General features: G+C 55.4%; 8 protein-coding genes. 3 read left to right on the top strand and 5 right to left on the bottom strand.

All coding sequences use genetic code 11. From position 1 onward, the window contains the following. Positions 1-3 precede the first annotated feature (3 nt). From pglZ to AB4O22_RS15910, 3 genes are read left to right on the top strand one after another with little or no spacing between them, the layout of a single operon-like run. Positions 4-2,796, top strand: coding sequence for a BREX-2 system phosphatase PglZ (pglZ, locus tag AB4O22_RS15920; RefSeq protein ID WP_460105447.1), 2,793 nt, complete (start codon positions 4-6; stop codon positions 2,794-2,796). A 15-nt stretch (positions 2,797-2,811) separates the two neighbouring features. Further along, positions 2,812-4,131, top strand: coding sequence for a BREX system ATP-binding protein BrxD (brxD, locus tag AB4O22_RS15915; protein WP_460105449.1), 1,320 nt, complete (start codon positions 2,812-2,814; stop codon positions 4,129-4,131). 24 nt (positions 4,132-4,155) lie between these two features. After that, positions 4,156-6,273 (top strand): DEAD/DEAH box helicase, encoded by a 2,118-nt coding sequence (locus AB4O22_RS15910; protein ID WP_460105451.1) that lies wholly within the window; start codon positions 4,156-4,158, stop codon positions 6,271-6,273. Between the two features lie 32 nt (positions 6,274-6,305). Here AB4O22_RS15910 and AB4O22_RS15905 read toward each other — a convergent pair whose 3' ends face one another. The 5 genes from AB4O22_RS15905 to AB4O22_RS15885 all read right to left on the bottom strand — a co-directional run bounded on the left by AB4O22_RS15905 (position 6,306) and on the right by AB4O22_RS15885 (position 13,737). After that, the gene (locus tag AB4O22_RS15905) at positions 6,306-6,608 is read right to left on the bottom strand and encodes a hypothetical protein (RefSeq protein WP_460105452.1); all 303 of its coding nucleotides are present in this window, start codon (positions 6,606-6,608) and stop codon (positions 6,306-6,308) included. A 234-nt stretch (positions 6,609-6,842) separates the two neighbouring features. Continuing rightward, positions 6,843-7,463: a hypothetical protein gene (locus AB4O22_RS15900; RefSeq protein ID WP_460105454.1), complete on the bottom strand. Its 621-nt coding sequence runs from the start codon at positions 7,461-7,463 to the stop codon at positions 6,843-6,845. A gap of 86 nt (positions 7,464-7,549) precedes the next feature. Next, positions 7,550-7,849: a hypothetical protein gene (locus tag AB4O22_RS15895; RefSeq protein ID WP_460105456.1), complete on the bottom strand. Its 300-nt coding sequence runs from the start codon at positions 7,847-7,849 to the stop codon at positions 7,550-7,552. An 84-nt stretch (positions 7,850-7,933) separates the two neighbouring features. Continuing rightward, complete coding sequence (locus AB4O22_RS15890) at positions 7,934-11,119, bottom strand: UvrD-helicase domain-containing protein (RefSeq protein WP_460105457.1); 3,186 nt, start codon at positions 11,117-11,119, stop codon at positions 7,934-7,936. Positions 11,120-11,121: 2 nt separating this feature from the next. Further along, entirely contained in the window at positions 11,122-13,737 is a 2,616-nt protein-coding gene (locus AB4O22_RS15885; RefSeq protein ID WP_460106744.1) for a PD-(D/E)XK nuclease family protein, read from the bottom strand. Between the last annotated feature and the right edge of the window lie 383 nt (positions 13,738-14,120).

The following is a 14,120-nucleotide window of genomic DNA, read 5'->3' as shown; positions in this document are numbered from 1 at the left end:
GTGATGTCGATCATGCAGGCGAACGCGACATTGCCAATTCCGGTGCTGACTCAGTTGCAGGCGGTTTTTCAGCGTGATGTGGAGGCCGACTGCATTGCATTGGTATGGACCCATCCATTGACGACGCCGGTTGTGGAGCAAGTCGTTGAAGGGCGTAGGATCCGTGCTGTGTACTGCGTTTCCGAACTGGCGATGCGCGAGGCGTTGGTCAAGCACCACCAGGATCGAAAAGATCCTTCTGAGCGTCTTGTGCTTCTGTCTGGCTTTGCTGAGACAAAGCTTGCGATGGATGTACTGGCTAGGCTCTGGAGGAACGAGCCCCAGCGGATAAGCCCTTGGAAGACCTTGCAGCAACTAATTCGTGTCAGGGACATAGATCCGCGCCTGACGCGCAAGCATGGCCGGTGGGTAGCTGAAGCAATGCTTAATGGTGTCGAGCGTTACCAAGGGAAAATCAGTTTTGGTGAAGTTCTTGATGAGGAGACAGCGTGGCGCGCTATCGCTATGGCCCATCTGAACTATCAAGAAGCGACGCTAGATCTGCAGTCGGTGCTGAGCTGGAGCACCAAGGTAGATGCGAGCGCGTTGCTTAAGGCATTGCCAGGCGATATTCGGGACAACCTTGGTGATTGGTTGGCCCGTGGTTTACCGGAAACCCATGAGGTGGTGTCTACGCTACTGTTGAATGATCAGGGCAGTGATCTCCTTTCTGTGGCCCTGGCCTGTTCCGTATTGTTTTCTTCGGATATTGAACGGTTGCATGTATTGGATGTAAGCCAACTGCACATTAGTCGCGGAATATTCCGTGAGCGTTTTTTGGGCGGTAAGAAGATCGAGTTCCGCATATTGCAGCCACTGGGTGAAGTGGCTGTTGCTCTGGTGAAGCATTGGATCGGTGCGCTTGCTTTTCCTAGCTACGCACGCTACTTGTCAAAAACGGAGCAGATCCTTGCGAGCTTGGATATGCAGGCAGTTGCTGAGCATTCGGCGCTTCTGCCTTGTGGGCTGGAGGCACGCTTTAACGCCTTTGCTATTGCTCTGGATCAAGCCCTCGATGTGGGTGACTGCATGGATGCAGAGTTTGCCTTGCAGCAGATGGAGATGCATTGCCTCTCGGGATTGGACCGATACAGCGAGACTGTTGCGCGGGCGAACATGGCCATGCGGCTGCTGCGCTGGCTTAAACGTACGCCAGCTGCTGAGGGAACTGCCGTCAGCTTGATCACCGATTATATTAATCAAGGAGGTTTTTGCGACTGGGCGCGAGCCGAGATCTGGGCGGGTGACGCTCATGATGCTTTGAACTCCGTGTACCAGAAACTTTCCGGGCAAGTTGGGTGGTATCGGGAGCGGCAAAATCAGGCCTTTGGTCAGCAGTTGGCAACCATTGCTCGTGGAGATAATTTGCCGGCTCGACTTATCCCCGTTGAGCGCGCCTTGGATAACCTGGTCGCGCCGCTGGCAGAAAAAGGGCAAGTGTTGCTGCTAGTGCTGGACGGGATGAGTGAGGCGGTTTACCGGCAACTGAGTGAAGACTTGGTCTGTAATAACTGGCTGGAGTTGCAACCGTTTGAGACCCAGGGCGACGCCTGTCTGGTAGCAGCACTTCCTACAGTTACCCAGGTCAGCCGTTCTTCGCTGTTGTCCGGTGCGCTTTGCGAAGGTAACGCCGGTGATGAGAAGAAAGCTTTCAGTGGTCATTCACAGCTGAAAAAACTGGCATCTACTAAATTTCCGCCGCAGGTCTTCCACAAGCAGGATTTGTCGCAGTCTGGATCCGGCAGCTTGCACAGCAGCGTCAGGGGGGTGATAGCGGGTACAGAGCACCGGATCTTGGCGGTGGTGATCAACGCAATTGATGATCAGCTGTCCAGCAGCTCGCAAGTCAAGGTGGACTGGTCGTTTGAAACAGTGGCCTTGTTTCGCCATGTGATGGAGGCTGCCCGGGAGGCTGGCCGCGTAGTAATTGTTACCAGCGATCATGGGCACGTGTTGGACCATGACTCGGTTTACCAGCAGTCTGCAGACGATAACGGTGAGCGCTACCACCCGGTAGCTTCTGGCATTGCTCCATCCGAGCTGGAAATTCTGGTATCTGGCGAGCGAGTGGTTACTGCTGGTAAGCAGGTGATCCTGCCCTGGTCTGAGCGCTTGCGCTATACCCGAGCCAAGAGTCATGGTTATCACGGCGGCGGTTCTCTGCAGGAAGTGGTGATACCGCTGGGGGTGTACATCAATGCTGCTACCCGTCAGGTCCCTGACGGTTGGCGCGAGGTCCCTCGTCGACTTCCTAATTGGTGGTATTCACCTATGGCGTCTATGGCCGAGACTCTGAGTGCACCTGCGGAATCATCGCTCCTTTCTGTCAATGTGCCTGTCAAGAAAACTGCTGGAAAGAAGCAGGCGGCTGATGAAGTGATCGACGATATGTTCGGCTTTGGAGCTCCGATGCTTTCAGCGAGCAAGAGCGCCTCGCAGGCTGCTAGTGGCGATTGGATTGGTCTGTTGCTCAGTTCGTCCGTCTACCATCATGTGCGAGAGCGGGCAGGTCGAACGGCGATTAGTGACGAATATATGCAGGGGCTGCTTAAGTTGCTGGAAAAGCATCACTGGCAGGTAATGGAAGCTGTGATGTGTTCTGAGTTGCTGATTCCAAAACTGAGGATTCGTGGTTTCCTAGCAGGAGCACAGAAGCTGCTCAATGTGGATGGCTATCCGATTCTTTCCGTTGAGCGTGATTCGCAGACGATCCGGCTGAATGTAGCGGACCTTAAGAAGCAATTTGAAATTCAATAACTACAGGGTGTAGACATGTCGATTAGCAAGCAACGACGTCAGGATATTCTAGACGCACTGCGCCGGGGGACTGTGCCGCAGTACGGACTGGATGCTTTGGCTGTTGGCTTGCAGTCCTTTGAGCGCGCTTTTGACGAGGAGTTGGAAAAGGTCAGCCGGGGTGGGGCCATTTTCAAGGCCATACGTGGGGAGTACGGCAGCGGTAAAACCTTTGCCTCACGGTGGCTGCGTGAAAAGGCGCACCGATTAGGCTTTGCCTGTGCAGAAGTACAAATCTCCGAAACGGAGACGCCATTGCACCGGCTTGAGACCGTCTATCGCCGGCTTATGGAGCGCCTGACTACACCCGACATGCCCTCCGGTGCTTTCCAGAATATCGTCGAGTCTTGGTTTTATACCTTGGAAGAGGATGTATTGGCCCAGCACGACATTGATCCGAATGATTCCGAAGCCCTGATCAATGCGACTGATGTGCTGATGGAGAAGCGCCTAGGCGAAGTAGTGCGTTCTGCGCCGGCTTTTGCCCTGACCCTGCGGGCCTATCGCCGGGCTCTTCTTGAAGGTGAGGAGGAGATCGCCAACGGCCTATTGGCCTGGATGGCGGGGCAGCCGAACATTGCCGCTGCAGTCAAACGCTACGCGATGATCAAGGGCGATATCGACCATTTCGGTGCATTGAGTTTCTTACAGGGTGTGCTGACCATCCTGAATGACTCCGGGCACCCAGGGCTGTTGTTGGTGCTTGATGAAGTTGAAACTCTGCAGCGTATGCGTGGAGACGTGCGTGACAAAAGTCTGAACGCCTTACGCCAGTTGATGGACGAGGTAGACTCGGGTCGCTTCCCAGGTTTGTACTTGGTGATCACTGGAACGTCTGCTTTTTTCGATGGATCTATGGGTGTCCAGCGCTTGTCGCCTCTGGCTCAGCGTCTGGCGGTGGACTTCACCACTGATGCTCGCTTCGATAATCCTCGGGCAGTACAAATTCGCCTTCGTGGCTTCAGCCGTGAATCCTTGGAAGAGGTCGGCGGTAAGGTGCGCAACCTGTATGCCGAGAACAGCGCTATGCCAGAGCGCATTCTCCGGCTTGCTGATGATGACTACATCGCTGAACTGGCGGGAGCAGTGACTGGCAAACTGGGAGGCAAGGTCGGAATCGCGCCGCGGATTTTCCTGAAGAAGCTGGTGGGTGAGGTCCTAGATCGCATTGATCAGTTCGAGGACTTTAATCCGAGGCAGCATTACGCACTGACCATCTCGGATAGCGAGCTGACAGCGGTCGAGCGAGCTAACACTTCGGCAAACTCAGTTGATGATATCGAGCTCAATTTTTGAGCTGTTTAAGCGGAGCTTTTCCGCATGAGTGAGTTCGACAAGCTCCATCCTGCTTTGCAACACCATATAGTCAACTCTCTCGGCTGGAACGGTTTGCGGCCGCTGCAGGAGTCAACCATTCAGCCTGTTCTGGATGGTGAGCATGCGATCTTGCTGGCTCCGACGGCAGGCGGCAAAACCGAAGCGGCAAGCTTTCCAGTTTTTTCACGCATGCTCAGTGAAAGCTGGGAAGGGCTATCGGTACTGTATGTCTGCCCGATCAAGGCGTTGCTCAATAACCTCGAGCAACGGCTGAGTTGCTACGGGCATCTCCTTGGTCGCAGCGTTGCCCTGTGGCATGGCGATATTAGCGCTGCGCGAAAAGCCAAGATTGTTGCCTCGCCCCCTGACATTCTGCTGACAACACCTGAGTCGCTAGAGGTCATGCTGGTATCCGGCAAGGTTGATCATCAGCAATTGTTTGCCAATGTGCGAACGGTGATTATTGATGAGGTGCATGCTTTCGCTGGGGACGATCGCGGTTGGCACTTGCTGTCCGTCCTTGAACGAATTAGCGTGCTGGCGGGGCGAGAGCTTCAGCGATTAGGGCTCTCCGCTACTGTCGGCAACCCCGTAGAACTATGTGACTGGCTTGCTCGTGGCTGTACTGCACGGCGTAGCGTGATTAACCCTCTTGCTGAAATTAACGTGATTCCCGATGTCCAGGTTGACTGGGTGGGGGCGCTGAAGAATGCAGCCGTTGTGATTTCGAGATTGCATAAAGGAGAGAAACGTCTCGTCTTCGTAGACAGTCGCTCAAAGGTCGAGGAGCTCGCGGTAGAGCTGCGTAGCCTCGGGGTGGCGACCTACATATCCCATAGCTCATTAAGCCTAGAAGAAAGAAGGGCGGCCGAAGAGGCTTTTTCCCAAGGCAATGACTGTGTGATCGTTTCTACCTCTACGCTGGAGTTGGGCATTGATGTGGGCGACCTTGATCGGGTTATCCAGATTGACGCGCCGTACACAGTCGCTTCGTTCCTGCAGCGCATTGGTCGAACCGGACGTCGTGCGGGCAGTTCTCGAAATTGTCTGTTTCTTGCTACCAAAAAGGATGCATTTCTACGCGCGTTGGCACTGCTGCAGCTTTGGCGCAACGGGTATGTCGAACCTATCGAGCCACCTCCAAGGCCTATGCATATCTATGCTCAGCAAACGATGGCTTTGGCGCTTCAGCAAAAAGGCATCATCGCCGCCGATGTGGATCAGTGGTTAGGCCGCATGCCCGGTTTTGCTGACGTCCCACTAGCAGATCGTGCCGGTGTAATCGCCTACATGCTTGGAGCTGGAATATTACACTCTGATGAAGGCCTGATCGGCATTGGTAAGGCAGGAGAGAGGGCGTTTGGCGAGAAGAACTTCATGGAGCTCTTTTCAGTATTTACGACTCCTCCCATGGTTAAGATTTTCTGGGGTAAGCAGGAATTAGGTGAGGTTCATCAGCTGACCTTCGCTGTCCGTGATAATGCCCCAGCGCTGCTAACTCTTGGCGGGCGCAGCTGGCAAACGACCTATATCGACTGGCCGCGCAAGAAGGCTTTTGTCGAGCCTTCAGAGGCGCGTGGAAAATCCCAGTGGGTCAGTGATGCGCAGCCGCTGAGGTATGAGCTTTGTCGTGCGATTGCCGACATTCTGATCTCCGAGGTAGCCCCGGACGGGCTGTCCTTTAGGGCGCAGGGGCTGTTGGCCGATCTCAGAGATCAGTACGGATGGATTGAGTCAGGCAAAACCACCCTGATCCTTCATTCCGATGGCAATGCCACGTGGTGGAACTTCGCGGGCAAGCTATTGAACTCAGCGATAAAGGATGTGCTTAGTGATCAGGCCGACAAAATCATTGCAGACAATGAAAGCTTAGGTTTCAGGCATGTGTATTCAGCCGAGACCCTGATCAATACGATTAGAATGGTTCTTGCTGGCAAAGTCGAACACTTAGCTGTGTTGTTGGATGAGAATTTTGTGCAGGAGCTGAAGTTTTCTGAATGCCTGTCTCAAATGGAAATTGATCGTGAACTCAGCCAGAGATATTCCGTGGATAGAGACTTTGAACTGTTTCGTGTCATGCCAATGGCGGTGTTAGTCGAGAAGGACAGGAGCTACCCTTAGCGTCGAAAACAGCCTTGCTGTGGGCGCTGACCTCATAGCCAGTGCTGAGGAATTCCTAGGCAGTAGTTCTTGGCAACGCTCTGCAGTGTGGCGATGATCTCGGCGTGCCGTGCCTGATCGATCGGCTGCCAACTGGAGCGACGATCTAGAAGTATTTTCAGTTCGCCCAGGTTATACATGCCCAGTCGATGGAAATTGCCCCAGCTGGGTTCACCGAACAGGTTGTAAATGACCACGGTGGCATCACGCTCACTGGCAAGGCGCTTATCGCCGGTCAGTTTTTCAGCAGCCTCATTGGCTTCGTCGCGGTCGTCATAAGTGTTCAGGAGTTTCATGAGGTGTCTTAGGTATGAATTTGGCGGAATTGTACCTTAAGCCAAGCTATAGCCGGTTTCGTCGCGCCAACGGCAAAATTTCGGAGGTACGAAATTAGGTCAGCATGATCTGAGTCATTGAATGTCATTCTGCTGCAAATTCAGGCGAAGTAAAGGTGTATTAGCTTGACAATCGTTCCTCCTGAGCAGTTTGCGAGCTCGAGTGCTTTGGCTCATGCCTCCTGAGGCACCGCTTCAATCGAACATCAATGCCCGCGTCAAACTAAGATCATAATCCGTATTACCCAAATGGCTAGCCATACACATCAAGCCAAACCCCACGGCCTTATGCTTGTTCCAAAGTTTTTCAAGATTTTCTACCAGCGGCAGCAAGCATTTTTCTTCGTAGGGGCTGAGTTCGAAGTCGCTCGGCTGTGAGCCAATCGTGTCGAAGTAATCGTTAGCCACCAGCTCCTCCTCTGCATCCGATCGCAAGCAAGTCATTTCATCGTAGGCGCTGTAACAGGTCTCGCGCTCCTCGGCCATGAACGCTTGGAACTCGGCTTCGTCGTCGGGGAATTCCTCCCTCAAGTCATCGGGTACATCGGCTAGGCTTTTTATGAACTTCCCACGATAGTCCTGCTTGAGTCGGGCAACGAAGTAATCGAGGCGATCGAATTTATCGGAGTTGTCCGATAACCATCCGGCTTTGACGTTCAACCATCGCGCATCACTGACTTTATCCATCAGCGTGTCCAGGTCGTCTCCTAGTGGAGTACGGCCGAATACCGTTTTCAGGAAATCGTGCTGCTTGTTGAACTCGTCGTATTGTTTTTCGTAAGCAGAATCTATTTCGTTCGCTTGTTTGATAGTCATAGGTAAGGCTCGTTTGGACTGCCTAAGAGTAGGGCGCTGGTCTGGAAAGTGGCCGTGATTCAGATAACGAAAAACCTGCCAGGTCGTTATTCTTCGATGCCCATTACCGTGTATACGCCGGGCTTTACCCGCACGTACTGGACTTTGGCACCTTTACCAACACTGAATCCATCCGCACCGGTCTTTCCATCTTGTGCATTGTTGGCGATGGTGGTTCCAATCGCCGACTTCTTGAAGAACTCGAAACCAATCCGATATTTTTCCACCAGCTCCTTACCCTCGGGGCACATTACCCGGCGTCGCTCCGAAGTCAGCTCCTGAACCTCGAAAGGGTCGTTCAGTGCACCATTACGTGTTTCCAGCAGGATTGATTCATACAGCGTCATGCTTTTTACCTTAGAGTCAGGCGGACAGAAGGAATCCTGACCGCCGGAATTAATCGTCAATGCGCGGGTGAAACGCGCCCATTGTTAAAAAACGCGAACCGCACCAGCCGCCGTAGGTAAGAAGAGCCAAGCCTCTGTCACAGGTTTGCCGGATGCCGCCTCAATCGCTTGGGCATAGGCGTCGAGTTGGCCGACATGTTCTTGGGCCAGCCGCTCCCACTGTGCCTCTGGAGATGGATTGGATTTATGGTCAATCAGTACCCAGCCATCTTTTGTATCCAGCAGCAGGTCAATCCGTCCATTCAGTACCTGCCCCGAGGTGAGCAACTGTTGCACCGGGTACTCGGCCATGGCTTCAGCCTGCGGCCACCGGGACTCGATCCAGGCATGCAAGGCAAATAGCTGATTGATGACCTGGCTGGCGCTCACATGCTCATGTACTTCATGGCTCAGCATCAGGCGCTGCACTTCGTCCAGGACGACGGGACGGCTTGGATCTGTAAACGAAAGGCACAAGCTGGCGTGAATCGCGGTCCCCAATGCATTCATTTCCGGGCTGCCCTGCAAGGCAATGCGGGTGCCGATTTGGCATTTTTCGCCGGCGCCTGTCACCGATCGGATGACGCTACTGGACGGCTGAAAGCTCAGTTGCATAAGGGGCTCGGCAACTACCAGTGGGGCAAACCAATACAGATTTTGCACGGGAACTGCGATAGATTCTGGAGCATTGCCAACGGTCAGTGTTCGGCAGTCGGCCGGCATCGTTTTTCCACTAGGTAAACTCAGAACCTGCTCGCCTGGGGTCGTCATCAACCATGGCGCCTGGACGCAGTCGAGCCACTGCCCGGTTGTTTTTTTGCCGGAACGTGCAATCACCAGCAGATCGCGGGCTCGGGTCATGCTCACGTAGAGCAGGCGTTTTGCTTCTTCAACAGCTTCCTCTCGGCACGTTTGGGCCAGGCTGGTCTGCTCGAACTTCTCGGCCAGTGGGACCTTCTGCTGTTTGCCTAGAGGCCAAGGCCAGTAGCGGATGAAGCGGTCATGCAATGGTTTGTGCGGATCGAACGCGCTATTGGAGCGCGAAGAAACGGACCATAGACGGTCGCCAATATCGCGAGCCAAATCCATCAGGATGACAACCGGCCATTCCAGACCTTTGCTGGCGTGGTGGGTCATAACCTGAACGGCGTCCAACGCCGGTGTGGCCAATGCATCATTGTTGGCGCTGGCCGTTTCGCCCAACCAGAGCACCAGCCCGGAGATAGATGCAGCCCCCAGCCCATTTCGGCATAGGTCCTCATATTGCTGCGCCAAGTCGATTATTGCGTCGAGGTTGGCCATGCGCTTTTGAGCATGTGCTGGCGAGGTCGACCAACTCGTGACGCGTGAAGGTAAGTCACACTCAGCGATTAAGCGCTGCAACGCTTCCACAGGCGTCAGCAATGGAAGGTCCGCGCGCAGCCGTGCCACTGCTGCAACCAAGGGGTGTGCCCGATAATCGTCGACGTCTTGCTCGCGCCACAGCGCTTTTGGATGACCCGCATGCAAATAACGCAGGCGTTCCGCAACCCAGCTCTCCGGCTCTTCTGCCTCAGCCAGCGAAACAATCTGCGCGGTAGCCAGGGTATCAAAGGGATCATTCAAGCGACGCAAGCACGCTAGCGCCAGGGTTGCTTCTGCGGTAGCCAGCAATCCCGGCTGGGCGGTGGAGCAGGGCATGCCTGCCGCGGCAAGGGCGGCGGCCACTTTGGCGACGTTGCTGTGGGAGTAGCAAAGTACGGTGATATCGCCCAGCCGGACGTCACGGATTTCCTTGCTGGTTTTATCGAATACCTGATGCCGTTTTTTCACTAGTTGACCAATGCCTTCGGCCAACGCACTCACCTGCTGCTCGGCATTGCTGCCATCGAGTAACCAATGGGCGAAGGCGGGCCCGGGCAGTTGGTCCGCTCGAGTAGGTATCAGCTGAACTTCGTCAGGTGGCAAGCTGTTGGAGAACGCTGGGCCAAACACTTCGTTCGCCAGCTCGACCAGCTCCGGTCGTGAGCGCCACGAGTTGCGCAACACCTGTTTCTCACCGCCCATTTCGGGTAACGCGTTCAGGATGGCCTGCATCAATGCACAGTCGCTGCCACGGAAGCCATAAATGGCCTGCTTGATATCGCCTACCCAGTAAACCCGTTTGGCAAAGCGCGAAAGCTTCAGGAAGACTGCCAACTGCATCGGGCTGGTGTCCTGGAACTCGTCAACCATGACCAGATCAAGTTCTTGCTCCAGCACCTGAATCACGGCGGGGTTGTCTAGCAGTTTCAGCAATGCGTGTTCCTGGTCGGCAAAGTCCAGCACGCCGAGCTCAAGTTTGCTCTGGCCGTACACATGCAATGCGTCGATGGCCAAGGTGAACACCTGTTCCAGATACACCGTGATATCGCGATGCAAGTCCGTGTGTTCTGCGTAGCGCTCTACCGTTTCGGTCAGGCTTGCAACCAATGGCTTGAGCTTTGCTTCCGGGGCCGATTTGGCCAACTTTGCCCAGGCACTCCAGCGCGCGTTGCCTTGCAGCAACTCACGGTGGAAATCCATGAGCAGGGATACATAGTCCGCCGTAAGCTTTATCTTGCTGTTAGCAGCGATCAGTTGTCCAAGCACATCAGGAATGATGCGTAGGAGCTCACCATTCAAGTCGGTTTTGGTCGCAGTGGGAAAATGCTCAAGCATGTCCTCGGCATTGCGGACAGCAAAGCCACGCGCCAGATCGAGGTCGATGTCGTTGGTGCGTAGCTGATCTAACAGTCGGCGCAGTTCATCGAGCCAGTTATTGCTCGCATAGTCGCCCTGTTGATGAGTGACTTCCAAGCCCAGACGGCGTGCGATGGCAAGGAAGGTGTCCATGCTTTCACCATGCAGGACCCGATCTACTGCCTGATTGAGCAGCACTTTCGCCTGATTCTCTTCCAGGACTCGTTGTTGTGGTGGCATGCCTGCTTCAAATGCGAAGCGCTCAAGCAATTGGCCGCAAACGCTGTTGACGGTGCCTATCCGGGCTTGCCCCATAGAGGTCGCCAAGCCAATCTCACCTTTTTTGAGCAAATGGCTGCGTACTCGCTCGCGAAGTTCGGCCGCCGCTTTTCGTGTGAAGGTGGTGGCAATAACGCCTGCAGGTTGGACCTGCTGACTGAGCAATTCCTGGTGCAGAATCTCTGTGAGCCGGTGAGTTTTTCCGCTGCCGGCGCCTGCGCTGATAAAAGTGATGTGCGCGTTCTTAGGCATTGTCATTGCTCCCATCCGGCCAGGGCCAGGTAGTCGTTGTAGGCTTCCTTGAGGTATTCCATTGGCATCGCTTTCTCGGGCGGTGTTGAAGCCTCGTCCTCTTCAATGCTTTCCAGTGCCACTTCAAAGACGCCCGCAGTGATTTGCGCCTGACGCCATTTCCAGGCCTCGGTAAAGCTCTGCCAGAGTTCGGGCGTGGTGCTTGGCGGATTGGCGGGCACCCGTTCCGAATCGGCAAATACGCGGTCATCCGGTGTCAGCAGGCGGGCGGACTCCAGAATGAAATACGCCACGGACGGCAACGAATTGGTCTCCTGACGCAGCAACTCGGCATAAATCGCCAGTTGCAAATGGCGGTTCGCCTTGAGTTGTTCGGGATATTTTTTGCCGCCGGCCCACTTCATATCGACGATGGCTCGATGCCCGTCTTCTGTAGTCAGTACCAGGTCGGCAGAACCCGCCAGAGCGCCTCCAGCGAATTGCCCATTCAACGCCTGCTCTGCGGTTACAACGCGGACATTGGCATTGGCAAAGTGTGCTCGCAGCTGGGTCATTGCACGCAACACTCGGTGGCGCAGGGTCGACAGATCAGCACCGCGTCCCTCCATCAACAGCACTGCCCCTTCTTCACGCACCACGCGCGGGAAATGAGTCGAGAACCACGCGGCGAAGGCTGCCGCGTCCATGGTCAGCGCGTCGGCTCGGCTGAAAAAGTGTTCAGCTAAACGGTGAGCAAGCGAACCGTTCAGAAGAAAACTGTCGCTCAGACTGAGACTCTTGGATGCCTGAATCTTGGCTCCGTATTGCAGCAGCCATTGGTAAGGGTTGAACAGCAGCAGGTTGAGGCTCGAGAAAGAGGCTTTTTCTGGCAGAGCCAGCGGCATATCTGCCGGCAGCTTCCACCAGCGTTTGCGCACTGGTAGGGGGGTCCACGGTTGTGGCTGAAATAGGAGGCCGGGCGCAAACAAAAGGTCCTCCAGCGCATGTACTTTTGGGTGCTGAGCAACCGTTTCGATCATCTGCCAAAGTGGGTGACTTTCCTCGTGTGGCGGCGCCAGCACCAGCGTTAGATTGCGGTTCGCGACCAGCAAAGGCCGTAGCCAGTCTTGGGCCGCTTGAGCCAGCAGCGTTCCACCGTCGGGCAGCGCCACTCCTGCATTTGCGAGTTGCAGCAGTTCCGCCTTGGACCACGGCGAAATGGCAGGCAGTGCCGGCATGGCCAGATTCCACCACACCACCGTGTCCGAGCTCTCAATGGCGGCCCCCGGGCGGGAAACGGTCGAATGAGCGCCGACCTGGGCGGCCAGTAACGGATTATCCGTGCCACTCGCAGTGGCCTGTTCGATAACCTGCTGCAACTGCCGCGGACGCAACCGCTCGACGCCTTGAAGTTGAAGCGTCTCTAGTGTTTCCAAAGCTGCTTCGCACTGCGCATAACCCGCCCGAGCAGCTAGGCTGTGTGCGGGTTCTTCGTGGCCCAGGCGCGGTTGAAAGAACGCCAGCAAGCGTTGGACACGCACCAGCACTTCGCTCAGCGGCGCGCCTTCATCAACACTGAACGTGGGAGCTTCGAGCCAGTCGCCAATGGATGTCCGAACACGAGGCGCTTCGGCACCGTAGTGTTCTGCGATGCGCTCCAGGACTGCTTCCCATTCGGCTCCGACAATACCCGGCATACTCGATACCTTGGTCGCCAACTGTCGACGGGCAAACAGCCGAATCGGGCATATCGGATGGGTCAGAAACTGTAATAGCGCCGGGTAATTCAGTGGCGCCCAAAGCAATTCCATTGCCAAAGGCAATACCTGCAGGGCCGGCCGCAAATCGCTGCTGCCATTCAGGCCATGGCGAGCTTGGTTTGCACCGACTAAATGACCATCAAGGCAGCCGCCTTCGGCACCGGCCACCAGCAAGGTCTGCACGCTTTCATCCAGCGAGCGGCTCAACCAGCTCGCCGCCAACACTCGAGTCTGTGCCTGAACTACCTTTACCGTGCCGTCCTCTTGCCACGGCATCGGTGTCACGCGCTCACCGGCAATGCTCTTGCGCAGTTGCGTCTGCAACTGGCCTAGGAAGCCTTGCGCCGTGCCCACGGGCACCTCAAGGCGCTCGTGTGGGAGTTGATGCAGCACCGCTTGCCAACCAAGTGGGTACACCTCCCAATCGTCAGCCAGCAGCACATTCTTGATCGGTGGTCGCCGCACAGCCAGAGCCGCAGCAACATTGTGCAGGCGTTGCCCAATCGATGACGCGACTACCTCGCGGGCTTTCATCTCTACCTCGGTAAGGTCCTTCAGGCGTTGGCTGGCATCTGCTTCCACGCGCCCATCCCAACCGTACAGATACAAGTCATCTCGCCAAGCCAGCAATGCAGCGGACACACCCAGCTCATCAGCGGAAAAACTGGCGTTGTAGAAACGCTGTGCGTTGTTGCAGTGTGCCAGGCAATCCCGATACGCCGCTGTACGCTGCGCCGCGCAAGGCTGGCGTGCTGTCAGGCCCAGTTGGGTTTCCAGAATATCCAGAAATCCCTGTGGCCCGACCGTCAAAGCGCCCAGCTGATTGCTCGCCCGGGTTGCCCGTTGACCATCGAGTTGCATACCGAACGTGATGAGCATTTCAGACACGTTGACGCTCCTTGTGAACGTTGAGGATTCAACACACCGCTATCGGTGAGTTGTTGTAACGACCTAAAGTCGAAACACATTTAGCGGCTGGCGGCTACCGTACGAACGAGGTGCGACGGATTGCGTCGTGGTCGACACGTTTGTCAGTGAAGGCGCTGTTCTCGCCATATTTGCGACTTATCCAGGATTGAGCCAACTCAGGGCTCGATGAACACGTAAGGCGAGGTTGGGGTGGTGGGCGTTGCGTTCGTTGTGGTGGCGAGTCTTGAGCGACTGGTAATCCATTCCAGGAGTTTCCTTGGGGCAGAGGATGTCCGCTTGGCCTTGGTTATCGAGGCTGTATCGGCGGATTAGGTTCAGGTTTGAGCATTCGG

It is taken from the genome of Pseudomonas sp. S3_B11 (assembly GCF_054667715.1).
The sequence above is the reverse complement of the archived record's forward strand: the minus strand, read 5'-3'. Positions and strand labels throughout refer to the sequence as shown.

Bases quoted from the DNA above. Each gene is read 5' to 3' on its own strand.
- pglZ (WP_460105447.1), top strand. From the start codon at position 4: ATGTCGATCATGCAGGCGAACGCGACATTGCCAATTCCGGTGCTGACT.
- brxD (WP_460105449.1), top strand. From the start codon at position 2,812: ATGTCGATTAGCAAGCAACGACGTCAGGATATTCTAGACGCACTGCGC.
- AB4O22_RS15910 (WP_460105451.1), top strand. From the start codon at position 4,156: ATGAGTGAGTTCGACAAGCTCCATCCTGCTTTGCAACACCATATAGTC.
- AB4O22_RS15905 (WP_460105452.1), bottom strand. From the start codon at position 6,608: ATGAAACTCCTGAACACTTATGACGACCGCGACGAAGCCAATGAGGCT.
- AB4O22_RS15900 (WP_460105454.1), bottom strand. From the start codon at position 7,463: ATGACTATCAAACAAGCGAACGAAATAGATTCTGCTTACGAAAAACAA.
- AB4O22_RS15895 (WP_460105456.1), bottom strand. From the start codon at position 7,849: ATGACGCTGTATGAATCAATCCTGCTGGAAACACGTAATGGTGCACTG.
- AB4O22_RS15890 (WP_460105457.1), bottom strand. From the start codon at position 11,119: ATGCCTAAGAACGCGCACATCACTTTTATCAGCGCAGGCGCCGGCAGC.
- AB4O22_RS15885 (WP_460106744.1), bottom strand. From the start codon at position 13,737: ATGCTCATCACGTTCGGTATGCAACTCGATGGTCAACGGGCAACCCGG.